The sequence below is a fragment of the Klebsiella sp. MBT K-1 genome (genome assembly GCF_002556465.1).
Taxonomy (GTDB): domain Bacteria; phylum Pseudomonadota; class Gammaproteobacteria; order Enterobacterales; family Enterobacteriaceae; genus Klebsiella; species Klebsiella grimontii.
Genome location: NZ_PDEL01000007.1, coordinates 17,039 through 42,022 on the forward strand (window position 1 = coordinate 17,039; position 24,984 = coordinate 42,022).

Sequence of the window (24,984 nt, forward strand, 5' to 3'; positions counted from 1 at the left end):
CAGACCACTTTCTTGCGTAGAAGAATAGTGTATGTTCTGAACAATCATTTATTTCTTAAGCGGTAAAGAGATGAGACGGATTGAGGTCATACTGGGGGAACTGGAGCGGCTAACGCGCGGGCTGAGTCTTGCGGATCTGGAACAGGAAACGGCTTTTACGGCCGAAGCCATCGGCTTTAACCTCGGGCTGGCGCGCAACTCGGTCAGTAAGGATCTCAATCAGTTATGGAACGACGGCCTGGCGATTAAGAGCAAAGGGCGACCGGTGTTCTTTCTGCACCGTCAGGCAATAGAAACGCTTCTGGGGCGCAGACTGAATGATACCGAATGTGAAGTGCGCACGGTTAGCGACCTTCTACCGCATCAGGAAGGTCGTTCGCCGGATGACCCCTTCAGCGGCCTGATTGGCTACGACCGCAGCCTCCGTGACGCGGTGGAAAAAGGCTGCGCCGCGGTGCTTTATCCTCACGGGCTCCATGTGTTGTTGACCGGTCCCTCCGGCGTGGGAAAAACTTTCTTTGCCGAACTGATGCACCGCTTTGCCTGCGAACACGCCGCGGGCTCTCCTCCGCCGCTGGTCTACTTCAACTGCGCGGAGTATGCGCACAACCCGGAGCTGCTCTCTTCGCATTTATTTGGTCATCGGCAGGGCGCTTTTACCGGCGCGAGTGAGAATAAAGCCGGTTTGGTGGAGCAGGCGGACGGCGGATACCTGCTGCTTGATGAGGTGCACCGCCTGCCGTATGAAGGACAGGAAAAACTCTTCTCCATTCTCGATAAAGGCCAATATCGCCCGCTCGGTTCAAGCGCTACGGCGCGTTCCATCACGGTACGCTTGATTTGCGCCACTACCGAACCGGTCAGCTCGGCGCTGCTGCGAACATTCCAGCGGCGCATCCAGGTCTGTATCGATCTTCCCGGGATCCGTCAGCGCTCGGTGGAAGAGCAGGTGGAGCTTATCGTCGGTTTTCTCCAGCGTGAGAGCCGAAAAATTGAGCGTACGGTTAGCATCGACAAAACGCTGTTGCTCTGGTTGCTGAATAAGCCGCTGGAAGGCAACATTGGCCAGCTCAAAAGCGATATCCAGTTTCTTTGCGCCCAGGCGTGGGCCGCGGGAATGACCGAGCATAACGACACGCTCCAGCTGGATAAACGGCTGGTAGAAGTGCCGTTCAACGCCACTCCGGAACAGCGTCTGCTGGTCGATACCTTGTTTGACGGTCAGGAGCGGCTAAGCGTTGATGCGCGCACGTTACCCGCATTGAAAACCTCTCTGGCGACAGGAGCGGAGATCGAAGAAAGCGATCTGTTTTACAGCTTCCTGACCCGCGAATACATCAACCTGCGCAACAGCAACGTCCCACCGGCGGAAACGCTGGCGATCCTCAAAAACAAACTCAGCTCCATCTTTGAATATGGCCTCTACAGCCGCGACAGCGTGGCCCATCCGCCGCGCTATGGCGATCGGATTGAAGAGCGGGTGACCCTGCTGATTGGCTGCGTGGAACAGGTGCTGGGCTTTACGCTGCCAGAAAACCTGATGAATCCGCTGCGTAAACACTTTCTGGCGCTGATTGGCTACGTCCAGCGCGGGCTGATCCCGCAGCTTTACTCCTCCAGCCTGATCCTCGACCGCTGCAAAGATGAGTATGAAAACGCGACTCTGCTGTGCCGGAAAATCAACGAACTGCTGCATATTCAGTGCCCGGCGACGGAGGTCGTCTGGCTATGTTTGTTCCTGAAAGAGTGCCGCCATTATCGCCAGCGTATCGACGCCAGCCCCGACTGCGGCGTCATTTTAATCGCCCACGGCGCGACGACGGCGACCAGCCAGGCCCAGTACGTCAATCGAGTGCTGGAGCGCGAGCTGTTCAACGCCATCGATATGCCATTTGAGCAGTCGGTGCATGACACGCTGGAAACGCTAACCCAGCTGATCCAAACCCAACGCTACCGGCGGCTGATTCTGATGGTGGATATCGGTTCGCTGGTGCATTTTGGCAGTACCATCAGCAAACTATTCCAGATTGACGTCCTGTTAATGCCCAATATTACGCTGACCAGCCTGCTGGAGCTGGGTCTGGATTTAAGCTATGAAACCAGCGAGCTACCGCAGCTTGCGGAATTACTGCAGAGTAAAAATATCCCCTGTCAGCTCTGTACTCCGCAGCAGGAGAACGGCGGTAAGGTGCTGGTGATCTCCTGCATTACCGGCATGGGAACCGCAGAGAAAATCAAAAAAGTGCTGGAGGAAAGTTTTGGCGAGCTGATGTCGCAGGATACGCGAATGGTGATCCTCGATTACAACGAGGTTCGCAGCCTTGAGCGCGTTCAGCAGTCGCTGCTGGCCGGTGAGCGACTGGCCGGGATTGTCGGCACCTTCCAGCCGGGGCTGCCGGACATTCCGTTTATCTCGCTCGAAGAGCTGTTCTCCGAGCAGGGGCCGGAGCTGGTGCTCAGCCTGCTCACGCCGGACCTTTCAAGCGGTGAGCGCCGTCTGGAGATGGAGCGCAGCGCGATGCGATTTATCAGCGCGCTGACCATGGAAAGTATCATCAACCATATTTCGGTACTCAACCCCCAGCGTATTCTTAAAGAGATGGAGGGCGTGTTTAACCATTTAACCACCTCGCTTTCGCTGAAACCCAGCCGCCAGGTGACACTACGCTTCCTGATCCACTGCTGTTGCATGGTCGAGCGTATCGTGATTAACCGAAAACCGTTACAGATGTCGCTAGAGAACAAGCCCGCTCTGGATGTCCGGGCGTTTAGTGTCATTAAATCCGCCTTTCAGCCGATCGAAGAGGCTTATGCCATTCGTTTATCCGACGCGGAATATTTTTATATCTACGAACTGCTGTATCGCTGATCCCTTAACTGACGTGGCGTAACGCCGCGCCAGCCCCCTTCTCTCTCCCGCGTGACACAAATTCTGGCACAGCCTTTGCTCTTACTACGTATGTCAACGTAATAGCGCCAGGAGGCCATTTTGATTCCCACTGAACCCTTGTCCCAGATCCTGCTGCTGACCCACGGCGGCTGGGGACAACAGCTCTGCAACAGCCTGTGCATGGTGACGGGCGAAATTAAAGGCGTAACGGAAATAGCCCTGATGCCGGTAGATACCTTGGGCGAGTTTTATCAGCGCGTAGAAGCCGTCGTGAAAACCCTGCCCGAAGGCTCACTTATTCTGACCGATTTTATCGGCGGGACCACCTCTAACGTGGCCGCGCGGCTAAGCGCCGATTATCCCGTGGCGGTGATTTCCGGACTGAATGCCTCGCTTCTTCTGGAGGCGCTGGACAAGCGTGAACAGGGGCCGCTATCCGCCTGCGTAGCCGAATTAGTTGAAGCCGCGCGCAGCAGCTGTCTGGACGTTGTCGCCCACGTTCGTCAGTTACAACAATCGCAATAAGGAAAAAATATCATGGCTAACATCGTGTTATGTCGTATCGACAGCCGCCTGATTCATGGGCAGGTGGTGACAAAGTGGGTCGGACAATCCCAGGCCAACCGGATCGCGGTAGTCAGCGATGAGCTGGACGCCGATCCATTTATGAAAAATATCTATCTGATGGCGGCACCGCCAAACATCAAAGTGGATTGCTACAGCAATCAGAGCTTTGCCGCATCGTGGAAAGAGAACCAGCTTGGCGACGGCAGCGTGCTGGTGCTGTTCCCCTCCCTCGCGGCGATTCAGGAGGCCGTACGGCTCGGGTTTGATGTTTCCGCCATTCAGGTTGGCGGCTTAGGCGGCGGGCCGAACCGCAAGGTCGTTTTCCAGAACATCACGTTGGATGAAAAAGACGTTGCTATTCTTCACGACCTGAAAAGTCGAGGGATTAAGGCGGTCTTCCAGACTATCCCGGAAGATAAGCCGCAGTCGCTGGACGATATCCTGAAAAAATTCTAATCCTCTGATAACAGGGTAAATAATTATGGATACTTTAGTCTTTGCAAGCCTGATGGGATTGTATTACTGGTTTGCCCGCTTACGCCTTGGCTACACCTTCTCCGCCATGCTGCTACAACCCGTGGTGATCGCCGTTTTTGTCGGCCTGCTGTTGGGCAACATGGAAACAGCGATGATTATTGGCGCTGGCATGCAGCTGGTTTACCTCGGCGTGACCTCAACGCCCGGCGGTAACGTGCCGTCAGATCCGGCGCTGGCCGCCTGTATCTCGATTCCTATTGCCGTAAAAGCCGGAATGGATCCGAATCTGGCCATCGCGCTGGCCATCCCGTTTGGCGTGATCGGCGTATTTCTTGACCAGCTTAGACGCACGCTGAACGCCGCGTGGGTTCATATGGCGGATAAACACGCGGAAACGGCCAACATGGGCGGCATTATGCGCTGCGCGTTCCTCTACCCGGCGTTGCTCGGCCTGGTGCTGCGTTTCCCGGTGGTGTTTGCTGCCAACTATTTTGGCCAGGACGTGGTGGAAAGTTTCCTCAAGCTGATGCCGCACTGGTTGACTCACTCCTTTGAAATTATGGGCGGAATTCTGCCGGCGCTGGGCTTTGCTATCACCATTATGGTGATCGGTAAGAAGAGCCTGCTGCCGTGGTTTATCGGCGGATTCTTTGCGGTGCTGTACCTGAAGGTGGACATCATGGCGATGGCGATCTTTGGTACCTGCGTGGCCTTCCTGATTAAAGGCCTGGCGAAAAATGAAGGAGCAGCATGATGAGCAGCGACGTAATGCAGCATGAACTGGTGGAGCGCGCACGTGAGAACGGCACGCTGACCAAAGCGGACATCACCAAGGCCTGGTTTATCTACTGGCTGGGCGCGGAAGTTTCCAGCTCCTATGAACGTTTACAAAGCCTGATTTTCTGCGCCTCCATGACGCCGATCATCAAAAAACTCTACCCGCAAAAAGAAGAACAGGTGGAGGCGCTAAAGCGCCATTTGAACTTCTTCAACTCTGAGCAGACCTTTGGCGCGGTGATACAGGGGATCTCCATTGCGATGGAGGAGCAGAAAACGCGTGGTGAACCCATCAGCGACGCTTCTATCACCGGTATTAAGACCGGGTTGATGGGGCCGCTGGCCGGGATGGGGGACTCGATCATCTGGGCGGCCGTCATGCCGTTGTTGATTGCGATTTTCATTCCGTTCGCCGCCAGCGGCAGCGCAATGGGCGGTATTGTGCCCTTAATTCTCTATCCGGCCATTACGCTGGCGATCAGCTACGGCATGGTACACAAAGGCTATACCCTAGGACGCGACTCAATAATCGGCCTGCTCCAGGGAGGGCGAATTAAGGAGCTTATCTACGGCGCGAACGTGCTGGGCCTGATAATGATGGGCGCGCTCTCCGCAAGCTACGTCAAAATAACCACCCCTTTAAAGCTCAGCGCGCTGAAGGGCTCAGAGGTGGTGGTCCAGCAGATCCTTGACTCTATCGCGCCCGGCCTGTTACCGCTGGCGGCGGTGTTCGCCATCTATTTCTATCTGGTGAAGAAAGGGCCGCGCTACACCACCATTCTGCTATCAATTGTCGCGCTCAGCGTGGTCTGTTCGCTGTTGGGAGTACTGTAAGCCATGACGCAGAATATCTATCAACAGCTGGGGCTAAAACAGGTGATTAACGCCTGCGGCAAAATGACGATTCTGGGCGTCTCCAGCGTTGCGCCGCAGGTGATGCAGGCAACGGCGCGGGCGGCGTCGGCCTTTGTGGAAATCGACAGGCTGGTAGACCGGACCGGCGAGCGGGTCTCCCGCTTTACCGGCGCCGAGGACAGCTATATCACCTCCTGCGCCTCGGCGGGAATCGCCATCGCCGTGGCCGCCGCGATCACCCGTGGCGACCAGGCGCGAGTGATGCAGATGCCGGACAGCGCCGGTATGGCCAACGAAGTTGTCATGCTACGCGGGCATAACGTCGATTACGGCGCGCCCATCACTAGCGCGATTCGCTTAGGCGGTGGGCGCGTCGTGGAGGTCGGATCAAGCAATCTGGCGGCGCGCTGGCAGCTGGAGAGCGCGATCTCTACCAGCTCCGCCGCCCTGCTGTATGTGAAATCACACCACTGCGTGCAAAAAGGGATGCTGGGCATTGAGGACTTCGCCCAGGCCGCGCAGCGCCACAACCTGCCGCTGATTGTCGACGCCGCCGCCGAGGAGGATTTGCTCGTCTGGGTCGCGAGCGGAGCGGACATGGTTATCTATAGCGGGGCAAAAGCGTTTAACGCGCCAACGTCGGGATTTATCACCGGGAAAAAACGCTGGATTGACGCATGTAAGGCACAGCATCACGGTATTGCGCGGGCGATGAAAATCGGCAAGGAGAATATGGTCGGTCTGGTTTATGCGCTGGAACACTATCATCAGGGGCAGAAGGTGGTCACTGCCGAAGAGCTCCAGCCTGTCGCGAAAGCGATTTCAGAGATCAACGGCTTAACCGCCGATATTGAGCAAGATGAAGCCGGACGCGCTATCTGGCGTATCCGCATTCAGGTGAATGCCCGTGAGCTGGGCCTGGATGCCCGCGAAGTCGAAGCACAGCTGCGCAACGGCGATATCGCCATTTACGCCCGGCGCTATAACCTTCATCAGGGAATCTTTAGCCTGGACCCGCGAACGGTAGCTGAAGGGGAAATGGCCCTGATCGTGGCGCGCTTAAAGGAGATTGCAAACCATGCAGCAAATTAATTTTTATCGCCAACGAGCGGCAATTAACGTACTGGCGAAAGATATCGCCAACGCCCGGGAAATTTATGATGCCGCCGAAGGCCATGCGGCGATCGGCGTCCTTTCGGCACAGTTTGCCTCGGTGGAAGAAGGTGTTGAGGAAGTAAAACGCTGGATGGCGGAGATACCCTCTATCTCCGTCGGCCTGGGGGCCGGCGATCCTGCGCAGTATTACAAAGCGGCGATGATCGCGTCCGCACTTCACCCGGCGCACGTTAATCAGACCTTTACCGGCAGCGGATTTGCCGCAGGCGCGCTGGCGGCAACGGGCGGGAAGCAGACCTATATTAATGCGCTGATCAGCCCAACGGGCACGCCTGGCGAGGTTCTTATCTCAACCGGCGTCTGCAGCAGTCAGGGCACACCGGCACGCGTCTCCTGCGATGCGGCGATACGCATGATGCAGGACATGGGGGCCCATGCGGCGAAGTTTTTCCCCATGGGCGGTGAGAAGTCATTACCGGAATTGTATATGCTGGCGACTACGGCAGCCCGTAACGGGATGACGCTGATAGAACCAACCGGCGGAATTGATCTCGATAACTTTGGCATTATTTTGCAAAGCTGTCTGGAAGCAGGCGTACCTCGCGTGATGCCTCATGTTTACAGCTCGATAATCGACCCGCAAACCGGCAATACCCGCCCAGAAGATATCCGCAGATTAATGGATATCGTGAAAGCTGTGGTCTGAATAAAAAACACCAGGCCGTAGCCCAGGCAAGCAAGCCATCACCAACGGAGAATGTCCCGGAGGCGACGCGACTCGCCTGTCCGGGCTACCAGCCCTCAGACGACCGTGAACCTGTAGCCCGGCTAAGCGTAGCGCGAGCCGGGAGATTTCTCAAAATTTAAACCTGCCCGACGTACAAATAAATGGCCAGGAAGTGGCACACGCTGCCGCCCAGGACAAAACCGTGCCAGATAGCGTGGTTGTATGGAATACGTTTGCAGACGTAGAAAATAACCCCCAGCGAATAAATAATCCCGCCAACGGCCAACAGCGTTACGCCGCCCACCGCCAGCTTAATCGCCAGTTGATAAACCACAATCAGCGACAGCCAACCCATCGTCAGGTAGGTCACTAAAGAGAGGATCTTAAAACGATGCGCAATCGTCAGCTTAAACAGGATCCCCAGCAGCGCCAGGCTCCAGATGACGATCATCAACCCGCGCGACAGCGGCGAATTTAGCCCTACCAGCAGAAACGGCGTATAGGTCCCGGCAATCAGCAGGTAGATCGCGCAGTGGTCGAATTTTTTCAGCCACAGCTTTGCCCGCTGATGCGGAATGGCGTGATAGAGCGTAGAGGCGAGGAACAGCAGAATCATGCTCCCGCCGTACAGGCTGTAGCTGGTGATGGCCGTTGCGCCGGCGTTACTATCCACCGCCTGTACTAGCAACAGCACCAGACCGACAATACCGAACACCAGCCCAATCCCGTGGCTGATGCTGTTGGCAATTTCCTCTGCCAGAGAATATCCCTGCGTGATTAACGATTTGCGAACCATATTTGACTCCGAAAACAAGTACGCTTTCAATAGCACACTTAGGTTAACTGAGAATGATTCCAGTGAACACCTGTTAGCTAAAATAAAAGGATGAATATTTATGAATATAATAAAATCAATAAGTTAAATTAAAATTTCAACTTACATTCGTTCATTATTTTATTAAAGCCTTTCGAATTCAATAACATAAAACAGCTTTTCTTCAGGGTAGATTTCCGCTATCACTTCGCGCAGCTGCGGCAGGGTCATATTCTCCTGCTGCGCGTGCCGTTCGTTCAGCGTATCCAGCGTCACCGTCGAGGTTGCGACTACGCGAATGGTGCAAAAATAGCCGTCATCTTCATAGCGACCAACGCGCAGTACATCGCCAGCTTTAAAGTGCGATTCCGCAGCATCGCGGATGGTAATGGTTTTGCGTCCGGCGAGGATGTCGTCCTGAAAACGCTGAAAAAAGGTTATGTTATTTGGCTGCATGATATCATTCCGTCCTGGTCATTATGAATTGTGAGTTTGCCACTGTGAGTATCTTCTCCCACGCCGCTATCGCCAGTCTCAATAATCTTGAGATGATGGTCTATCACTATGTCATTAAAAATCGCGACAAAGTGATGTACATGACCATCCGCGAACTGGCGGAAGCGGCCGGAGTCTCCACGACCACCGTCCTGCGCTTCTGCCGCAAGCTGCAGTGCGAAGGCTACTCGGAGTTTCGCGTACGCTTTAAATTATATCTGGAGCAGAATGAGCCTCAACAGGCAAATATCGGCGCCAGCGAAATAATGAGCTTTTTTAAAAGCGTTAATAACGATGAATTTGACCAACTGCTCGAGCAGGCGGTCGATATTATTCTGTCGTCAGAACGTATTATTTTCGTCGGCGCCGGCACCTCCGGCGCGCTGGCGAAATATGGCGCACGCTTCTTTTCTAACGTCGGAAAATTCAGCAACCATATCGACGATCCTTATTTCCCGGTGACCAATGATATGGCGCGTAATGCGCTGGCTATTGTACTGTCGGTCTCCGGAGAAACGGAAGAGATCCTGCGCTTTGCCAGCCAGTTCAGCCTGCATCGCTGTAAAGTGATGTCCATTACCAGCCACGAGCACTCACGGCTGGCAAAGCTTGCCGACTTTAATCTCTCCTGGCATGTTCCGCAAACGCGTATCGGCGGCGTCTACGACATTACCACTCAGATCCCGGTCATTTATATTCTGGAAACGCTGGGGCGTAAATTAGCGCGCAAACTCCGCTGAAAATAACAGGATGTTTTTTCGATGTAACAAATTCCATCCAGGACAAATTGTTATATCGTGACATTTATATCGCCTTTGTTAGACTCGAAACCAACAAGTAATTATGACGAGATGAGCAAAGATGAAGAAAATTCCTTTACCAAAAGACTTTTTATGGGGCGGCGCCGTCGCCGCGCACCAGGTTGAAGGCGGCTGGAATAAAGACGGTAAAGGTCCGAGCATCTGCGACGTGCTTACCGGCGGCGCGCACGGCGTGCCGCGCGAGATAACCCAGCAGGTAGAGCCGGGCAAGTACTATCCAAACCACGAAGCCATCGACTTCCATGGCCGCTACAAAGAAGACATCAAGCTGTTCGCCGAGATGGGCTTCAAGTGCTTCCGCACCTCCATCGCCTGGACGCGCATTTTCCCGCTGGGCGACGAAAGCCAGCCGAATGAAAAGGGGCTGAAATTCTACGATGATATGTTCGATGAACTGCTGAAGTACAACATCGAGCCGGTAATCACCCTCTCCCACTTTGAGATGCCGCTGCATCTGGTTCAGCAGTACGGCGGCTGGACCAACCGCAAAGTGGTCGATTTCTTTGTGCGCTTCGCCGAAGTGGTCTTCGAGCGCTATAAGCACAAAGTGAAATACTGGATGACCTTTAACGAGATCAATAACCAGCGTAACTGGCGCGCGCCGCTGTTTGGCTACTGCTGCTCCGGCGTGGTCTATACCGAGCATGAAAACCCGGAAGAGACCATGTACCAGGTGCTGCATCATCAGTTTGTCGCCAGCGCGCTGGCGGTGAAGGCGGCACGTCAAATCAATCCGCAGATGCAGGTTGGCTGCATGCTGGCAATGGTCCCTCTCTATCCGTACTCCTGTAAGCCGGAAGACGTGATGTTTGCCCAGGAATCGATGCGCGAACGCTACGTCTTTACCGACGTCCAGCTGCGCGGTTACTATCCGAGCTACGTCCTGAACGAGTGGGAGCGCCGCGGCTTCAATATCAAAATGGATGAAGGCGATGCGCAAATCCTGCGCGAAGGCACCTGCGCGTATCTCGGCTTCAGCTACTACATGACCAACGCGGTGAAAGCGGAAGGCGGCAGCGGCGACGCAATTTCCGGCTTCGAGGGCAGCGTGCCCAACCCGCACGTTAAAGCGTCCGATTGGGGTTGGCAGATTGACCCGGTGGGCCTGCGCTATGCGCTGTGCGAACTGTATGAGCGCTATCAGAAACCGCTGTTTATCGTCGAAAACGGCTTCGGCGCGTACGATAAAGTCGAAGAAGACGGCAGCATCAACGACGACTACCGCATCGACTATCTGCGCGCTCACGTCGAAGAGATGATCAAAGCGGTGACTTACGACGGCGTTGAGCTAATGGGCTATACCCCGTGGGGCTGCATCGACTGCGTCTCCTTCACCACCGGTCAATACAGCAAGCGCTACGGCTTTATCTACGTCAACAAACATGACGATGGTACCGGCGATATGTCCCGCTCGCGCAAGAAGAGCTTTAACTGGTACAAAGACGTTATCGCCAGCAACGGCGAGAAACTGTAAGCATCTTGCCCCTTTCCAGTCGGAAGGGGGTAAAACTTCCCACAAAACAGACACTTCTTTACAGCTTTAGCATTGCTAACGCGCGCTCAGCCGATAAGATAAACCCCATCAATCGTTGAGCCGCTGACCCTTACTCCGCAAATCAACGCCGCACGCTGCCGGCTTTTCCGGCGCATCACCATGTAGAAAAATGATGCTAAACGTCTTTAGACAGATCCTGACATGGCTGCTGATCGTTGCCGCCGTCAGCCTGGCGGTGGATTATCTGCGCAAACCGGCGCTGCCGCAGAATTTCTCCAGCACGCCGCTGCAAACGCTTGATGGCCGAACGGTCGATCTGGCGGCCATGAGCCACGAACGCCCCTTGCTGCTGTACGTCTGGGCGACCTGGTGCAGCGTATGCCGCTATACCACCCCGTCGGTGGCTGCTTTAGCCGACGATGGCGGTAATGTTATGACGGTAGCGTTACGTTCGGGCGATAACGCCACCCTGACGCGCTGGCTGGCGCATAAAAAAACGGCGCTGCCGACGATTAATGACGCCAGCGGTCAGCTATCCCAACGGTGGGAGGTACAGGTCACGCCGACCCTTATCGTTATCTCGCGCGGCGAGGTGAAGTCAGTCACCACCGGCTGGACCAGCAACTGGGGAATGCGCCTGCGGCTGTGGATGGCGTCGTAGGGAATTTCCCTGCTTGCTGAGCTACGGGTCGATGCGGTCTGAAGGTCTGGTAACCCGGAAATCCACAGTGTAATGGATCACAAAACTCCCGGTGGCGCTGCGCTGACCTGGCTACAAGTTCACAGTTGTCTGCGGGCTGGGAGCCCAGACAGGTGCGCAGCGCCGCCTCCGGGAAAGATTTACGGATTACTTCCCGCCCGCCAGCTCGAGGAAGCTGCCGGTAACGTAGGAAGCCTTATCGCTTAGCAGCCAGACGATGGCCTGAGCCACCTCCTCCGGCTGCCCGCCGCGCCGCATCGGCAGCATCGACTTGACGCGATCCACGCGCCCGGGCTCACCGCCGCTGGCGTGCATATCGGTATAGATTAAGCCGGGGCGCACGCCGTTGACCCGAATCCCCTGCGCCGCCACTTCCAGCGACAGGCCGGTGGTCAGGGTATCAACCGCACCTTTCGACGCGGCGTAATCCACATACTCCCCCGGCGCCCCGAGGCGCGATGCCGCGGACGACACATTCACAATCGCCCCACCCTTACCGCCGTGCTTGTGCGACATCCGCTTTACCGCCTCCCGGCAGCAGAGGAAGTAACCGGTCACATTGGTGGCCAGCACCCGGTTAATCCGGTCGGCGCTAAGGCTTTCAATCGTCCCCTGAGTAAATAAAATCCCGGCGTTATTGACCAGCGCGGAGAGCGGTTCGCCGAGACGGTCGATCGAGGCAAACATCGCCATCACCTGCGCTTCATCGCTGACGTCCGCCCGTAACGCAACGGCTTTGCCGCCGCTGGCGATAATCTCGTTCACCACGCCGGTCGCCGCGGCGCTATTCTGGTGGTAATTCACCGCCACGGTATAGCCTTCCTGCGCCAGCAGCAGCGCCGTCGCTTTACCTATTCCCCGGCTGCCGCCCGTCACCAATGCTATCGTCATACCATTCTCCCAAAATATAAAGGCGCCGCAGCGCCTTTAAAAGATAGTCTAATCAGCAGATTACTGGTATTCGCTCATCGGTACGCAGGAGCAGAACAGGTTACGGTCGCCGTAAACATCGTCCAGACGCTTAACGGTCGGCCAGTATTTGTTGTTCAGCCCTGCCGGGAAGACCGCCAGTTCGCGGGCGTACGGATGGTTCCACGCGCTCACCAGTTCACCCTGGGTATGCGGCGCGTTCACCAGCGGGTTATCCTCCAGCGGCCACTCGCCGGCTTTCACGCGGTCGATCTCGCCGCGAATCGCCAGCATCGCATCGATAAAGCGGTCCAGCTCCACTTTGCTTTCCGATTCGGTCGGTTCAACCATCAGCGTACCGGCGACCGGGAAGGACATGGTTGGAGCATGGAAACCAAAATCAATCAGTCGCTTAGCAATATCCAGCTCGCTGATGCCGGTCTCTTCTTTCAGCGGACGAATATCCAGAATGCATTCGTGCGCCACGCGACCGTCGCGGCCGGTATACAGCACCGGAAACGCGTCTTTCAAACGGGTAGCGATGTAGTTGGCGTTCAGAATCGCCATCTGGCTCGCCTGTTTCAGCCCTTCTGCGCCCATCATTCGGATATACATCCAGCTGATTGGCAGGATGGAGGCGCTGCCGAACGGCGCGGCGGAAACCGCGCCCTGGCGGGTCAGCATGCCTTCAATTTGCACCACGCTGTGGCCCGGCACAAACGGCGCCAGGTGCGATTTCACGCCAATCGGCCCCATACCCGGGCCGCCGCCGCCGTGCGGAATACAGAAGGTCTTATGCAGGTTAAGGTGCGAGACGTCCGCGCCGATAAAGCCCGGAGAGGTAATGCCGACCTGGGCGTTCATGTTCGCGCCATCGAGGTAAACCTGGCCGCCAAACTGATGCACCACTTCGCACACTTCGCGAATGGTCTCTTCGTAAACGCCGTGGGTGGACGGATAGGTCACCATGATGCAGGAGAGGTTCGCCGCATGCTGCTCGGCTTTCGCCCGCAGGTCCGCAAGATCGATATTGCCGTTTTTATCGCAGGCCACCACCACCACCTGCATTCCCGCCATCTGCGCGGAAGCCGGGTTGGTGCCGTGAGCGGAGCTTGGGATCAGGCAGATATCGCGATGCCCCTCGTTGCGGCTTTCGTGGTAATGACGAATCGCCAGCAGGCCCGCGTATTCGCCCTGCGCGCCGGAGTTCGGCTGCATGCAGACCGCATCGTAGCCGGTCAGCTTAACCAGCCAGTCGGAGAGCTGAGCGATCATCTGATGATAGCCTTCAGCCTGATCGACCGGACAGAACGGATGCAGTTCGGCGAATTCCGGCCAGGTGATCGGGATCATCTCGGCGGCGGCATTCAGCTTCATGGTGCAGGAGCCCAGCGGGATCATCGCCTGGTTCAACGCCAGATCCTTACGCTCCAGCGCGTGCATATAGCGCATCATCTCGGTTTCGCTGTGGTAGCGGTTAAACACCGGATGAGTAAGGATCGCATCGTCGCGCAGCATGCTGGCAGGGATCGAGCGGCTATCGAGGGCCACGTCTTTATCCAGGGTGTCGATATCCAGGCCATGATCGTCGCCAAGGATGGCGCGGAACAGGTTCAGGACGTCTTCACGCGTGGTGGCTTCGTCAAGGGTGATCCCGACGGCATGATGAATATCGCTGCGCAGGTTAATGCGCAGCGCTTCCGCCCGCGCCAGCACAGCGGCTTTATCGGCAACCTCAACGCACAGGGTATCGAAGTAGTGCGCATGGCGGAGCTTAAGGCCTTTTTTCTGCAGACCATCGGCCAGAATATCGGTCAGACGGTGAATACGGCTGGCGATACGCTTCAGGCCAGCCGGACCGTGGAATACCGCGTACAGGCTGGCAATGTTGGCCAGCAGCACCTGAGAAGTACAGATATTGGAGTTCGCTTTCTCGCGGCGAATATGCTGCTCGCGCGTCTGCATCGCCATGCGCAGCGCGGTATTGCCCGCCGCATCTTTCGATACGCCGATAATACGGCCCGGCATGGAGCGTTTGAATTCATCTTTGGCGGCAAAGAAAGCCGCGTGCGGGCCGCCGTAGCCCATCGGTACGCCAAAGCGCTGGGCGGAGCCAAAAACGATGTCCGCGCCCTGCTTACCCGGTGCGGTCAGCAGAACCAGCGCCATAAAATCGGCGGCGACGCTGACAATCACTTTGCGCGCTTTCAGGTCAGCAATCAGTTTGCTGTAATCATGAACCTCGCCGGTGGTGCCCACCTGCTGCAGCAGTACGCCGAAGACGTCCTGATGGTCGAGCGCTTTTTCCGCATCATCGACAATCACATCGAAACCGAAGGTCTCCGCGCGGGTGCGCACTACGTCCAGGGTCTGCGGGTGAACGTCGGCGGCGACGAAGAAACGGTTGGCGTTTTTCAGTTTGCTTACGCGTTTGGCCATCGCCATCGCTTCCGCGGCGGCGGTAGCTTCGTCCAGCAGCGAGGCTGAGGCGATATCGAGACCGGTCAGGTCGAGGGTCACCTGCTGGAAGTTCAGCAGCGATTCCAGACGGCCCTGAGAAACCTCCGGCTGATAAGGCGTATAGGCGGTATACCAGCCCGGATTTTCCAGCATGTTGCGCTGAATCACCGGCGGCAGCTGCACGGCGGTGTAGCCCATGCCAATGTACGACTTGAAGCGCTTGTTACGACCGGCGATCGCTTTCAGTTCCGCCAGCGCGGCGAATTCCGTGGTTGCCTCGCCCACCTGCGGCGGCGTCGCCAGCTGGATATCCTGCGGCACAATCTGGCCAATCAGGGCGTTAAGCGAATCGGCGCCAACGGTTTTCAGCATCTCCTGCTGCTGCAGGGCGTCCGGGCCGATGTGACGTTCAATAAAGGCGTCACGGTTTTCAAGCTGGCCTAAAGTCTGGGTCATGAGCGATGGTTCCTGAACGTGCGGTGAATCGTGATTGTCTGACTGGTTTGCCCGGCGAGCGCTGATGCTTGCCGGGCCAGAATACGCAAAATCATTGGCGTTGCAGGAAGCCAACGCCCCTGCAGCGTGAAGGATGAAGCGTATTTATTCGTCTTCTAACAGAGCTTCATATGCGGTCGCATCCAGCAGCGCGTCAACCTGAGCTTCGTCGCTGGCTTTGATTTTAAAGATCCAGCCGCCGGCGTACGGCTCGCTGTTGACCAGCTCAGGGGAGTCGTTCAGCTCGTCATTGACGGCAACGATTTCGCCGCTGATCGGCGCGTAGATATCGGAAGCCGCTTTGACGGATTCGGCAACCGCGCAGTCTGCGCCCGCTTCAACGGCGGCGCCCACTTCCGGCAGGTCGACGAAAACCATATCGCCAAGCAGCTCTTGCGCGTGCTCGGTGATACCAACGGTATAAGTGCCGTCCGCTTCTTTACGCAGCCATTCGTGTTCTTTGCTGTATTTCAGTTCTGCTGGTACGTTGCTCATCAATTCATCTCCAAAAGGGAAATCACACCACGGCTTTGCCGTTGCGTACAAAAACAGGTTTAGTCACTTTGACCGGCATTTCGCGGTTGCGAATCTGCACTACGGCGGTTTCACCGATGCCTTCCGGTACGCGCGCTAACGCAATACTGTAGCCCAGCGTCGGGGAGAAGGTGCCGCTGGTGATAATGCCTTCTTTCTGATTGCCGTCGGCATCGCTAAAGCGCACCGGCAGGCCGCCACGCAGAACGCCTTTCTCGGTCATGACCAGGCCCACCAGCTGCTCGGTGCCCTTTTCGCGCTGCATTTCCAGCGCTTCACGCCCGATGAAGTCACGGTCAGTCGGTTCCCAGGCAATGGTCCAGCCCATATTAGCCGCCAGCGGAGAGACGCCTTCGTCCATCTCCTGGCCGTAAAGGTTCATGCCCGCTTCCAGGCGCAGCGTATCGCGCGCGCCGAGGCCGCATGGCTTAACGCCCGCATCGAGCAGGCCGCGCCAGAAATCTACCGCCTGCTCGTTCGGCAGCGCGATTTCATAACCCGCTTCGCCGGTATAGCCGGTGGTCGCAATAAACAGATCGCCCGCCTGCACGCCAAAGAAAGGCTTCATGCCTTCCACGGCCTGACGCTGCGCGTCGGTAAACAGCGTCGCCGCTTTCTCTTTCGCCCTGGGACCCTGGACTGCGATCAGGGAAAGATCGTCGCGCACGGTTATTTCAAGACCATAAGATTCAGACTGCTGGGCGATCCAGGCGAGATCTTTTTCACGGGTGGCGGAGTTAACAACGAGGCGGAAATAGTCTTCAGAAAGGAAATAAACAATCAGGTCATCAATGACGCCGCCGGAGGCGGTCAGCATGCCGCTATAGAGCGCTTTGCCTGGCACGGTGAGCTTCGCTACGTCGTTAGCCAGCAAATAGCGCAGAAACTCGCGGATTCGGCTGCCGTGGAAATCGACGATGGTCATGTGCGACACATCGAACATTCCGGCATCGCCGCGCACCGCATGATGCTCATCAATCTGGGATCCGTAATGCAGCGGCATCATCCAGCCATGGAAATCCACCATGCGCGCGCCGCATAGCGTGTGTTGTTCAAACAACGGAGTCTGTTGAGCCATCTTTTCCTCATCGAATAAAACGGAACCAGCCACTATTTTTGGCGTTTTTGCGCCGCGAAAAACGCCGCCGGCATCGCTAACGGACACCGACGCAAACGTTCTCTTTGGCCTGAACTTACCACCGATATCCGCACTAAACCATAAGCCCGGTCAGGACATCACATTAGCTTATGACTAAAATCAGCCGAAGAGCCTACAGAGTTTTTAGCTACAATAAAGCGAGTTAAGCCGCATAAAATTAAACAAATAAGGTAAAAAAGCAGCGCATGATGATATTTTCTGCGAAATGACGAGCCTAATTTCTATAACAAAAAAAAGGTAACATTAATAAAACTAATGCGAAAAACGAGGTGAAATTAGATTATTTCAAATGAGAGGAGAAAACCCGGCGCGAGGCCGGGTGAGAGAAGTGTGATGGACTTAACGTAACCAGGCAGGCAGGTCGTGGAGCCCCATCGCCTGACGAATAAGCTGCGGCTTCACGCCGGGCAATGTATCCGCCAGCTTAAGGCCGATATCGCGCAGCAGTTTTTTCGCAGGATGGCTGCCGGAGAACATGTCGCGAAAGCCCTGCATCCCCGCCAGCATCACCGCGGCGCTATGCTTGCGGCTGCGCTCATAGCGACGCAGATACAGATGCTGACCGATATCCTTGCCCTGCGCATGCAGGCGTTTGAGCTCCTCGATCAGCTCAGCAGCATCCATAAAGCCAAGATTGACGCCCTGCCCGGCCAGCGGATGAATGGTATGGGCGGCATCGCCAACCAGCGCCAGACGATGGGCGGCAAACTGCCGCGCGTAGCGGCCGGTCAGCGGGAAAACCTGACGCTCGCTCTCCACGGCGCACAAACCCAGGCGGTTATCGAAAGCAATATTCAGCGCCTGGTTGAAAGCGGCATCGTCCGCCGCCCGCATCCGCTCCGCCTCTTCAGGAGAGAGCGACCAGACGATAGAGCAAAGGTGCGGATCGCTCAGCGGCAGGAACGCGAGGATCCCTTCGCCGTGGAACGCCTGACGCGCCACCGCTTCGTGCGGCTCTTCGGTGCGAATAGTGGCAACCAGCGCATGATGGTGATAATCCCAATAGGTCAGCGGAATATCGGCTTTGTTGCGCAGCCACGAATTGGCCCCATCAGCGCCAACCACCAGCCGGGCGGTTAACATGCCGCCGTCCTGCAGGCTAAGAAAGGCCTCATTCTCTCCCCACGCGACCTGCTGCAGCTGCGCCGGAGCCAGCAGGGTGACGTCCGCGCAGCGCTGCGCTTTTTGCCACAGAGCATGATGCACCACGGCGTTTTCAATAATGTGCCCAAGGTGGCTAAAGCCCATGCTCTGGTCATCAAAGCTGATGCGGCCAAAACTGTCTTTGTCCCACACTTCCATACCGTGGTAGCAGCTGGCGCGCTGGGCGATAATATCCTGCCAGACGCCCAGTTTGTTCAGCAGCTTCTCGCTGGCGGCGTTAATCGCCGACACCCGCAGCGCCGGCGGCGCATCCTCGCTCAAAGGCTGAGGCGCGGCCTGTTCCAGCACCGCAACGCGCAGCCCGCTGCCCTGTAAACCGCAGGCAACCGCCAGCCCCACCATTCCACCGCCAACAATAGCGACATCAACACTTTGCACGTTTCACTCCTTAACGGGGAACCCAACCGAGGGTACGCTGCGCCAGCGCATCGCGCGCCGGGGTAAATAATTCCATCGCCATCAGGCCCAGGTTGCGCCCCGCCACCAGCGGCGCCCAGCGATTGGCAAACAGATGCACCAGCCCGTCGGTGACGCCGATAGTGGCGGCCTTATCTTCGGCGCGCCGGGCCTGATAGCGACTTAAAAGCGAATAGCTACCCGGATCCTCTTCGTCAGCATGCGCCTGCGCCAGCATTTCCGCCAGGCTCATCACGTCCCGCAGACCGAGGTTAAACCCCTGTCCGGCAATAGGATGCAGCGTTTGCGCCGCGTTGCCGACCAATGCCAGCCGATGCGCAACCGTGCGGGCAGCCGAGGTCAGCGACAGCGGATAGACGCTGCGCTTTCCGGCCTGAACGATCCGGCCAAGACGCCAGCCGAATGCCTGCTGAAGTTCATGACAGAAGCGTTCATCCGACCAGCTCAGAACCTCTTCGTGCCGCGACTGCGAATGACACCACACCAGCGAGCAGCGGCCCTGCGACATGGGCAGCATCGCCAGCGGGCCGTGTGGGGTAAAGCGTTCAAATGCGCGCCCGCTATGCGGCTGAGCGGTACTAACGTTAGCGATAATCGCCAGCTGTTCATAGGGTTGCTGCTGCCAGCTGATACCGCAGCGGGCTCCCAGAGTGGAGCGCGAACCGTCGGCGGCAACCAGCAGCTTACCGCGGAGCGTTTCGCCGTTATCCAGCTGCAGGCTCACGCTCTCTTCGCTGCGGCTGACATTTTCTACCCTGGCCGGGCAGTGCAGCGTCACGCCCGGCGCTTTACGCAGTTGCGCAAACAGGCGCTGGCCGACATCGTGCAGCTCAACCACCTGACCCAGCGCCGCCAGCCCATAGTCCTCAGCCTCGAGGGTGACAAACCCCGCATGGCCGCGATCGCTAACGTGCACGCGCCGAATGGCCGTGGCGCAGTCGGCTATCTCTTGCCAGATATCCACGCGCGCCAGCTGCTGGCAGGTACCGGCGGCCAGGGCGATGGCGCGCGCGTCGAAGCCCGGATGCTGCGCGGACTCCGGCGCGGATGCTTCAACCAGATGCACCGGCAGCTTACCGCCGGTTAAGCGAGATATCGCTAACGCCAGCGTCGCGCCGGTCATTCCGCCGCCAACGATCAGGACGCTCATAGCTGGCGCGCCGCCGCCATCAGCGCCTCAATATCATCAGCCTTTTTCACTACCCCGGCGGTGAGGTTCTCGTTGCCGTCCTCGGTAATGACAATGTCGTCTTCAATACGAATGCCAATGCCGCGGTACTGGGCCGGAACGTCAGCATCCGTGGCGATATACAGCCCGGGCTCAACGGTCAGCACCATTCCCGGTTCGAGAATACGCGAACGTTCAACGTCATAGCTGCCGACATCATGCACGTCGAGCCCCAGCCAGTGGCTCAGGCCATGCATAAAGAAAGGACGATGGGCGTTATTAGCAATCAGCTCATCAATTTCGCCTTTCAGGATCCCCAGGCGCACGAGGCCGGTAATCATAATCCGCACCACCTGCTGGTTAACCTCGTTGATCGAGGTTCCGGGGCGATAGAGCTTCAGTGAGGTTTCCAGAGATTCAAGGACGATGTCGTAAATCTCGCGCTGCGCCGGGCTGAACTTGCCGTTAACCGGGAAGGTTCGGGTGATATCGCCCGCGTAGCCGCGGTATTCGCAGCCTGCGTCAATCAACACCAGATCGCCGTCGCGCAGCTCGCATTCGTTTTCGGTGTAGTGCAGGATGCAGCCATTTTCGCCGCCGCCCACGATAGTGTTATAAGAAGGGAAGCGTGCGCCGTGACGGTTGAACTCATGGAGGATCTCGCCTTCCAGATGATATTCGAACATTCCAGGACGGCATTTTTCCATAGCGCGGGTGTGGGCCAGCGCGGAAATCTCACCTGCGCGGCGCATCACCGCCAGCTCTTCTGGCGACTTAAACAGGCGCATCTCATGCACCATCGGTCGCCAGTCAATGACCGAGTTCGGCGCCTGCAGATTCTGCCGCACGCCTTTGCGCAGTTTTTCCAGCGCGTTAAACACAATTTCGTCGGCGTAGGCATATTCGCCTTGCGCAAAGTAGATAGCGTCGAGGCCGTTAAGGAGCTGGAACAGCTGCTGATTAATTTCACTAAACGCCAGCGCGCGATCGACGCCCAGCTTCGCGGGGGCAGCTTCCTGCCCAAGGCGGCGGCCAAACCAGATTTCAGCGGTCAGATCGCGCACGCGGTTAAACAACACGCTGTGGTTATGCGTCTCATCGCTTTTAATCAATACCAGCAGCGCTTCGGGCTCATTAAAGCCGGTGAAGTACCAAAAGTCGCTGCTCTGGCGGTAGGGATATTCCGAATCTGCGCTGCGTACCGCTTCCGGCGCGGCGAAAATAAGCGCTGCGCTGCCCGGCTGCATCTGCGCCAGTAGAGCCTGGCGACGAGAGAGAAATTCCTGCTGAGTCATGACGCCCCCTGAACGATTTAATGAATAATTAATGTAGCGTCGGCTTTTGCACTTCCGGCGCAGTGGGTTTCTGAAGAGAGAAGGTGTCGTGACACAGTAGCGCGGCAACGCGTACGTATTCGATAATCTCCTCCAGAGACATTTCGAGCTCTTCCTGATCCTCGTCTTCGTCATACCCAAGCTGAGCAATATTGCGCAGGTCGTCGATAGCTTCGCCGGTTTCGTCTTTGACTTTATCCAGCTTGGGCTGCGTCACGCCCAGCCCCAGCAGGAAATGGTTTACCCAACCCGCCAGCGCATCGGCGCGATCGAACACGCTCACCTCGTCGCCATCCGGCAGGTAGAGCTGGAATAAGAAACCGTCATCCTCCAGCGAATCGCTAGTGGCGGAATGCATGTTACGCAGCGCCTGCGCCAGCTCGTGACCAAAGGCCAGACCTTCGTTGGTCAGATCGTGCACCAACGGCTGCCAGCTGCTGTCTTTGTTGCCGCCGCACAGGATCCCGCTGATCAAACCGTGCATTTCGGCAGGGGTTAATCCCACCCCTTGTTGGTTCAGTAACTGGTCTACAGCGTTGTAGCCAGGCATTTCGTTCTGTATAGACATGCGCATTCGTCATCGTTGGGAGGAATATTCATGATATGCTACCACTTTGGACCCTGGTGAACCAGAATAGGGCTTGTATCTTAAAACCAGGGTAGCTATAGTGTCGCCCCTTCGCAGACCCTCCCAGGGCGTGAAGGCCGCGCAGTCAATCAGCAGGAAGGTGGCATGTCTGCACAACCCGTAGATCTCCAAATTTTTGGCCGTTCACTACGAGTGAATTGCCCGCCTGAACAAAGGGATGCCTTAAACCAGGCAGCTGACGACCTGAATCAGCGGTTGCAAGATTTAAAAGAACGCACTAGAGTCACAAATACTGAGCAGCTGGTCTTCATCGCCGCGTTGAACATCAGCTATGAGTTGACTCAGGAAAAAGCGAAAACCCGCGACTACGCCGCCAGCATGGAGCAGCGTATTCGGATGCTTCAGCAGACCATCGAACAAGCGTTGCTTGAGCAAGGTCGCATAAGCGAAAGACCCGGGCAGAAGTTTGAATAACACTTTGCATTTAACTGTGTTAGAGTAATCGCAAGAACAAAATTTCTCTGAGATGTTTGCAAGCGGGCCAGTCCCCTGAGCCGATATTTCATACCACAAGAATGTGGCGCTCCACGGTTGGTGAGCATGCTCGGTCCGTCCGAGAAGCCTTAAAACTGTGACGACACATTCACCTTGAACCAAGGGTTCAAGGGTTACAGCCTGCGGCGGCATCTCGGAGATTCCCTTCCTTTTTCGTTTCATCCCCTCTAAGTTAATTTTCGGCTTTTGCCATCGTGTATTAAACTACGCCTGTTTGTATCGTTTGCTTACCGATGAGACTCAGGTATGACTCTACTGTCAGATCCCCCCTGTACCAGACAGCAAATTCGCCAGCAGATCCGCCTGCGCCGACGCGCGTTAACGCCGGAGCAGCAAACGCAGTTCGCCCTCCTGGCGGCGGACAGAATGATGGCGTACCCGCCGGTTCTGCTCGCGCATACGGTCGCGGTATTTCTGTCGTTTGATGGCGAGCTGGATACGCGGCCGCTGATTGATCAGCTCTGGCGGGCGGGCAAACGGGTGTATCTCCCCGTGCTGCATCCGTTCAGCCCCGGCAATCTTCTGTTTCTCCACTACCACCCGAACAGCGATCTGGTGGTGAATCGCCTGAAAATCCGCGAACCAAAGCTCGACGTGCGCGATGTTCTCCCGCTTAGCCAGCTGGATGTACTGGTTACGCCGCTGGTCGCGTTTGATGCCGCCGGACAGCGTCTGGGAATGGGCGGCGGATTTTACGACCGGACGCTGCAAAACTGGTGGCAGCATCGCCTGCAGCCGGTCGGCTACGCCCATGATTGCCAGCAGGTCGACGCGCTGCCGACGGAGCAGTGGGATATCCCGCTGCCTGCGGTCATCACGCCGTCAAAAACCTGGCTCTGGTAGAATGTCCGAACAATTGACATTGCTGTTTTTTTCACCTAAATTCGGGTAAAGGGTGAGGGAGGCGAACCTCCCTCCTGCTTCCTCTCTGTTAATATGCTGGGTAGGCGATGATTAACAGGATAAGCAGCATGATGAAGAGTCTCATCATCGTCCCTTTCCTTTTTAAAGCCCCTGCTTCGGTAGGGGCTTTCCCGTTTCAGCCCCACGCTGAGTCTTTATCGTAAATCCCTTTCTTTCAGGCATAACGACATCTGACGGTTTTAATCGCCGTTTGCGGCCAGCCTCGCAAAGCGTTTGGAGGGCGACGGGAAATTGCTGAAGGGTCTGTCAGGAGAAAAGGGGCAGGTCGATGACCTGCCCGCTGGTAAAAAAGGCGTTAGAACAGCAGACGGGCGCGGATGGTGCCAGGAATAGCCTTCATCGCCTGCAGCGCAGCCTGCGCCACATCTTCTTCGGCTTCGATATCAATCACCACGTAGCCCATCTGCGGAGTGGTCTGCAGATACTGCGCCGCGATGTTAATGCCCTGGGCCGCGAAAATCTGGTTAAGCGCGGTCAGTACGCCCGGACGGTTTTCATGGATATGCAGCAGACGGCGCCCACCGTGCAGCGGCAGAGACACTTCCGGGAAGTTAACCGCGGAGAGCGTTGAACCGTTATCCGAGTATTTCGCCAGCTTGCCCGCCACTTCCAGGCCGATGTTCTCCTGCGCTTCCTGAGTTGAGCCGCCAATGTGCGGGGTCAGGATAACGTTGTCGAACTCGCACAGCGGAGAGTTGAACGGATCGCTGTTGGTGGCCGGCTCGGTCGGGAATACGTCGATCGCCGCGCCCGCCAGGTGTTTGCTCGCCAGCGCATCGCACAGCGCCGGGATATCCACCACGGTGCCGCGAGAGGCGTTGATCAGCAGAGCGCCGGGCTTCATCAGCGCCAGCTCTTCCGCGCCGATCATGTTCTTCGTCGAGGCGTTTTCCGGCACGTGCAGACTCACCACATCGCTCATGTTCAACAAATCAGAAAGATGCTGAACCTGAGTGGCGTTACCTAACGGTAGCTTGCTTTCAATATCGTAGAAATAGACGTGCATCCCCAGCGATTCAGCCAGAATCCCCAGCTGCGTGCCGATATGACCATAGCCGATGATACCCAGCTTTTTACCGCGCGCTTCAAAGCTGCCGACCGCCAGCTTGTTCCATACGCCGCGGTGCGCTTTAGCGTTTGCCGCCGGTACGCCGCGCAGCATAAGCAGCAGCTCGCCGATTACCAGTTCAGCAACGGAACGGGTATTGGAGAACGGGGCGTTAAACACCGGGATACCGCGTTTTGCCGCCGCGTTTAAATCAACCTGGTTGGTGCCGATACAGAAGCAGCCGACCGCGACCAGCTTCTCCGCCGCCGCGAAGATCTCTTCCGTCAGATGAGTACGGGAACGCAGGCCGATGAAATGGGCATCACGGATGGACGCTTTCAGCTCTTCGCTATCCAGCGCGCCTTTATGAAATTCGATATTGGTGTAGCCCGCTGCGCGGAGGCTGTCCACCGCTTTTTGGTGCACACCTTCAACCAGCAGAAATTTAATCTTGTCTTTTTCCAGTGATACCTTAGCCATTTCCCCGTCCTGTT

Annotated in this window: 23 protein-coding genes and 1 other RNA gene; 13 read left to right on the forward strand and 11 right to left on the reverse strand. The window is 56.7% G+C overall.

Translation table 11 applies throughout. The features are described from left to right. Window positions 1-70 precede the first annotated feature (70 nt). The 7 genes from dagR (at window position 71) to CMQ96_RS11645 (ending at window position 7,388) form a co-directional block, all read left to right on the forward strand. Window positions 71-2,869, forward strand: coding sequence for a transcriptional regulator DagR (gene dagR, locus CMQ96_RS11615; protein ID WP_049090243.1), 2,799 nt, complete (start codon window positions 71-73; stop codon window positions 2,867-2,869). Between the two features lie 120 nt (window positions 2,870-2,989). Continuing rightward, a complete protein-coding gene (locus CMQ96_RS11620; RefSeq protein ID WP_024358617.1) occupies window positions 2,990-3,415 on the forward strand; it encodes a PTS sugar transporter subunit IIA in 426 nt (141 codons plus the stop codon). A gap of 12 nt (window positions 3,416-3,427) precedes the next feature. Further along, entirely contained in the window at window positions 3,428-3,913 is a 486-nt protein-coding gene (locus CMQ96_RS11625; protein ID WP_024358618.1) for a PTS system mannose/fructose/N-acetylgalactosamine-transporter subunit IIB, read from the forward strand. Window positions 3,914-3,938: 25 nt separating this feature from the next. Next, window positions 3,939-4,688, forward strand: coding sequence for a PTS sugar transporter subunit IIC (locus tag CMQ96_RS11630; RefSeq protein ID WP_004124968.1), 750 nt, complete (start codon window positions 3,939-3,941; stop codon window positions 4,686-4,688). After that, window positions 4,685-5,545 carry a PTS system mannose/fructose/sorbose family transporter subunit IID gene (locus CMQ96_RS11635; RefSeq protein ID WP_014839507.1) on the forward strand — a complete coding sequence of 287 codons (861 nt, stop codon included), beginning with the start codon at window positions 4,685-4,687 and terminating at the stop codon, window positions 5,543-5,545. Before CMQ96_RS11630 ends, CMQ96_RS11635 begins: the two co-directional genes overlap by 4 nt. Window positions 5,546-5,548: 3 nt before the next feature. Further along, window positions 5,549-6,658, forward strand: coding sequence for a D-glucosaminate-6-phosphate ammonia lyase (gene dgaE, locus CMQ96_RS11640; RefSeq protein WP_049131297.1), 1,110 nt, complete (start codon window positions 5,549-5,551; stop codon window positions 6,656-6,658). After that, the gene (locus tag CMQ96_RS11645) at window positions 6,645-7,388 is read left to right on the forward strand and encodes a 2-dehydro-3-deoxy-phosphogluconate aldolase (RefSeq protein ID WP_049090240.1); all 744 of its coding nucleotides are present in this window, start codon (window positions 6,645-6,647) and stop codon (window positions 7,386-7,388) included. The genes dgaE and CMQ96_RS11645 overlap by 14 nt, the downstream gene beginning before the upstream one ends. 157 nt (window positions 7,389-7,545) lie before the next feature. Here CMQ96_RS11645 and CMQ96_RS11650 read toward each other — a convergent pair whose 3' ends face one another. Next, window positions 7,546-8,205, reverse strand: a complete 660-nt coding sequence (locus CMQ96_RS11650) for a hemolysin III family protein (protein WP_004124978.1) — start codon at window positions 8,203-8,205, stop codon at window positions 7,546-7,548. Between the two features lie 162 nt (window positions 8,206-8,367). Next, window positions 8,368-8,679: a N(4)-acetylcytidine aminohydrolase gene (yqfB, locus tag CMQ96_RS11655; RefSeq protein ID WP_004133599.1), complete on the reverse strand. Its 312-nt coding sequence runs from the start codon at window positions 8,677-8,679 to the stop codon at window positions 8,368-8,370. A gap of 50 nt (window positions 8,680-8,729) precedes the next feature. Here yqfB and CMQ96_RS11660 point away from each other — a divergent pair, with 50 nt between their 5' ends. From CMQ96_RS11660 to CMQ96_RS11670, 3 genes are all read left to right on the forward strand, one after another. Continuing rightward, window positions 8,730-9,458, forward strand: coding sequence for a MurR/RpiR family transcriptional regulator (locus CMQ96_RS11660; protein WP_024358621.1), 729 nt, complete (start codon window positions 8,730-8,732; stop codon window positions 9,456-9,458). Window positions 9,459-9,579: 121 nt separating this feature from the next. Next, window positions 9,580-11,013 (forward strand): 6-phospho-beta-glucosidase, encoded by a 1,434-nt coding sequence (locus tag CMQ96_RS11665; protein ID WP_064343191.1) that lies wholly within the window; start codon window positions 9,580-9,582, stop codon window positions 11,011-11,013. A gap of 190 nt (window positions 11,014-11,203) precedes the next feature. Then, window positions 11,204-11,695 (forward strand): protein disulfide oxidoreductase, encoded by a 492-nt coding sequence (locus tag CMQ96_RS11670; protein WP_082237651.1) that lies wholly within the window; start codon window positions 11,204-11,206, stop codon window positions 11,693-11,695. Between the two features lie 186 nt (window positions 11,696-11,881). Here CMQ96_RS11670 and CMQ96_RS11675 read toward each other — a convergent pair whose 3' ends face one another. From CMQ96_RS11675 to CMQ96_RS11710, 8 genes are all read right to left on the reverse strand, one after another. Next, window positions 11,882-12,625 (reverse strand): SDR family oxidoreductase, encoded by a 744-nt coding sequence (locus CMQ96_RS11675; RefSeq protein WP_004133590.1) that lies wholly within the window; start codon window positions 12,623-12,625, stop codon window positions 11,882-11,884. A 60-nt stretch (window positions 12,626-12,685) separates the two neighbouring features. Continuing rightward, complete coding sequence (gene gcvP, locus CMQ96_RS11680) at window positions 12,686-15,559, reverse strand: aminomethyl-transferring glycine dehydrogenase (protein ID WP_024358625.1); 2,874 nt, start codon at window positions 15,557-15,559, stop codon at window positions 12,686-12,688. Between the two features lie 144 nt (window positions 15,560-15,703). Continuing rightward, entirely contained in the window at window positions 15,704-16,093 is a 390-nt protein-coding gene (gene gcvH, locus CMQ96_RS11685; RefSeq protein ID WP_024358626.1) for a glycine cleavage system protein GcvH, read from the reverse strand. Window positions 16,094-16,115: 22 nt separating this feature from the next. Continuing rightward, entirely contained in the window at window positions 16,116-17,210 is a 1,095-nt protein-coding gene (gene gcvT, locus CMQ96_RS11690) for a glycine cleavage system aminomethyltransferase GcvT (RefSeq protein WP_049087335.1), read from the reverse strand. Between the two features lie 420 nt (window positions 17,211-17,630). Next, a complete protein-coding gene (ubiI, locus tag CMQ96_RS11695) occupies window positions 17,631-18,833 on the reverse strand; it encodes an FAD-dependent 2-octaprenylphenol hydroxylase (protein WP_024358628.1) in 1,203 nt (400 codons plus the stop codon). Between the two features lie 10 nt (window positions 18,834-18,843). Then, window positions 18,844-20,022: a 2-octaprenyl-6-methoxyphenyl hydroxylase gene (gene ubiH, locus CMQ96_RS11700; RefSeq protein ID WP_024358629.1), complete on the reverse strand. Its 1,179-nt coding sequence runs from the start codon at window positions 20,020-20,022 to the stop codon at window positions 18,844-18,846. Further along, complete coding sequence (gene pepP, locus CMQ96_RS11705) at window positions 20,019-21,335, reverse strand: Xaa-Pro aminopeptidase (RefSeq protein WP_024358630.1); 1,317 nt, start codon at window positions 21,333-21,335, stop codon at window positions 20,019-20,021. Before pepP ends, ubiH begins: the two co-directional genes overlap by 4 nt. A 28-nt stretch (window positions 21,336-21,363) precedes the next feature. Then, window positions 21,364-21,942 carry a YecA family protein gene (locus CMQ96_RS11710; RefSeq protein WP_004133578.1) on the reverse strand — a complete coding sequence of 193 codons (579 nt, stop codon included), beginning with the start codon at window positions 21,940-21,942 and terminating at the stop codon, window positions 21,364-21,366. Window positions 21,943-22,107: 165 nt separating this feature from the next. Here CMQ96_RS11710 and zapA point away from each other — a divergent pair, with 165 nt between their 5' ends. The 3 genes from zapA (at window position 22,108) to CMQ96_RS11725 (ending at window position 23,361) form a co-directional block, all read left to right on the forward strand. Next, complete coding sequence (gene zapA, locus CMQ96_RS11715) at window positions 22,108-22,437, forward strand: cell division protein ZapA (RefSeq protein WP_004105598.1); 330 nt, start codon at window positions 22,108-22,110, stop codon at window positions 22,435-22,437. Window positions 22,438-22,478: 41 nt separating this feature from the next. Continuing rightward, a non-coding RNA gene (gene ssrS, locus CMQ96_RS11720) (6S RNA) lies at window positions 22,479-22,662 on the forward strand. Between the two features lie 102 nt (window positions 22,663-22,764). Then, the gene (locus CMQ96_RS11725; protein WP_098066861.1) at window positions 22,765-23,361 is read left to right on the forward strand and encodes a 5-formyltetrahydrofolate cyclo-ligase; all 597 of its coding nucleotides are present in this window, start codon (window positions 22,765-22,767) and stop codon (window positions 23,359-23,361) included. 376 nt (window positions 23,362-23,737) lie between these two features. On the opposite strand, the gene serA is transcribed toward CMQ96_RS11725, so the two are convergent. Then, window positions 23,738-24,970 (reverse strand): phosphoglycerate dehydrogenase, encoded by a 1,233-nt coding sequence (serA, locus tag CMQ96_RS11730; protein WP_004133574.1) that lies wholly within the window; start codon window positions 24,968-24,970, stop codon window positions 23,738-23,740. Between the last annotated feature and the right edge of the window lie 14 nt (window positions 24,971-24,984).

What these genes read in the sequence shown, in the direction of transcription:
- dagR (WP_049090243.1), top strand. Translation starts at nt 71, where the DNA reads ATGAGACGGATTGAGGTCATACTGGGGGAACTGGAGCGGCTAACGCGC.
- CMQ96_RS11625 (WP_024358618.1), top strand. Translation starts at nt 3,428, where the DNA reads ATGGCTAACATCGTGTTATGTCGTATCGACAGCCGCCTGATTCATGGG.
- CMQ96_RS11630 (WP_004124968.1), top strand. Translation starts at nt 3,939, where the DNA reads ATGGATACTTTAGTCTTTGCAAGCCTGATGGGATTGTATTACTGGTTT.
- CMQ96_RS11635 (WP_014839507.1), top strand. Translation starts at nt 4,685, where the DNA reads ATGATGAGCAGCGACGTAATGCAGCATGAACTGGTGGAGCGCGCACGT.
- dgaE (WP_049131297.1), top strand. Translation starts at nt 5,549, where the DNA reads ATGACGCAGAATATCTATCAACAGCTGGGGCTAAAACAGGTGATTAAC.
- CMQ96_RS11645 (WP_049090240.1), top strand. Translation starts at nt 6,645, where the DNA reads ATGCAGCAAATTAATTTTTATCGCCAACGAGCGGCAATTAACGTACTG.
- CMQ96_RS11650 (WP_004124978.1), bottom strand. Translation starts at nt 8,205, where the DNA reads ATGGTTCGCAAATCGTTAATCACGCAGGGATATTCTCTGGCAGAGGAA.
- yqfB (WP_004133599.1), bottom strand. Translation starts at nt 8,679, where the DNA reads ATGCAGCCAAATAACATAACCTTTTTTCAGCGTTTTCAGGACGACATC.
- CMQ96_RS11665 (WP_064343191.1), top strand. Translation starts at nt 9,580, where the DNA reads ATGAAGAAAATTCCTTTACCAAAAGACTTTTTATGGGGCGGCGCCGTC.
- CMQ96_RS11670 (WP_082237651.1), top strand. Translation starts at nt 11,204, where the DNA reads ATGATGCTAAACGTCTTTAGACAGATCCTGACATGGCTGCTGATCGTT.
- CMQ96_RS11675 (WP_004133590.1), bottom strand. Translation starts at nt 12,625, where the DNA reads ATGACGATAGCATTGGTGACGGGCGGCAGCCGGGGAATAGGTAAAGCG.
- gcvP (WP_024358625.1), bottom strand. Translation starts at nt 15,559, where the DNA reads ATGACCCAGACTTTAGGCCAGCTTGAAAACCGTGACGCCTTTATTGAA.
- gcvH (WP_024358626.1), bottom strand. Translation starts at nt 16,093, where the DNA reads ATGAGCAACGTACCAGCAGAACTGAAATACAGCAAAGAACACGAATGG.
- gcvT (WP_049087335.1), bottom strand. Translation starts at nt 17,210, where the DNA reads ATGGCTCAACAGACTCCGTTGTTTGAACAACACACGCTATGCGGCGCG.
- ubiH (WP_024358629.1), bottom strand. Translation starts at nt 20,022, where the DNA reads ATGAGCGTCCTGATCGTTGGCGGCGGAATGACCGGCGCGACGCTGGCG.
- pepP (WP_024358630.1), bottom strand. Translation starts at nt 21,335, where the DNA reads ATGACTCAGCAGGAATTTCTCTCTCGTCGCCAGGCTCTACTGGCGCAG.
- CMQ96_RS11710 (WP_004133578.1), bottom strand. Translation starts at nt 21,942, where the DNA reads ATGTCTATACAGAACGAAATGCCTGGCTACAACGCTGTAGACCAGTTA.
- zapA (WP_004105598.1), top strand. Translation starts at nt 22,108, where the DNA reads ATGTCTGCACAACCCGTAGATCTCCAAATTTTTGGCCGTTCACTACGA.
- CMQ96_RS11725 (WP_098066861.1), top strand. Translation starts at nt 22,765, where the DNA reads ATGACTCTACTGTCAGATCCCCCCTGTACCAGACAGCAAATTCGCCAG.
- serA (WP_004133574.1), bottom strand. Translation starts at nt 24,970, where the DNA reads ATGGCTAAGGTATCACTGGAAAAAGACAAGATTAAATTTCTGCTGGTT.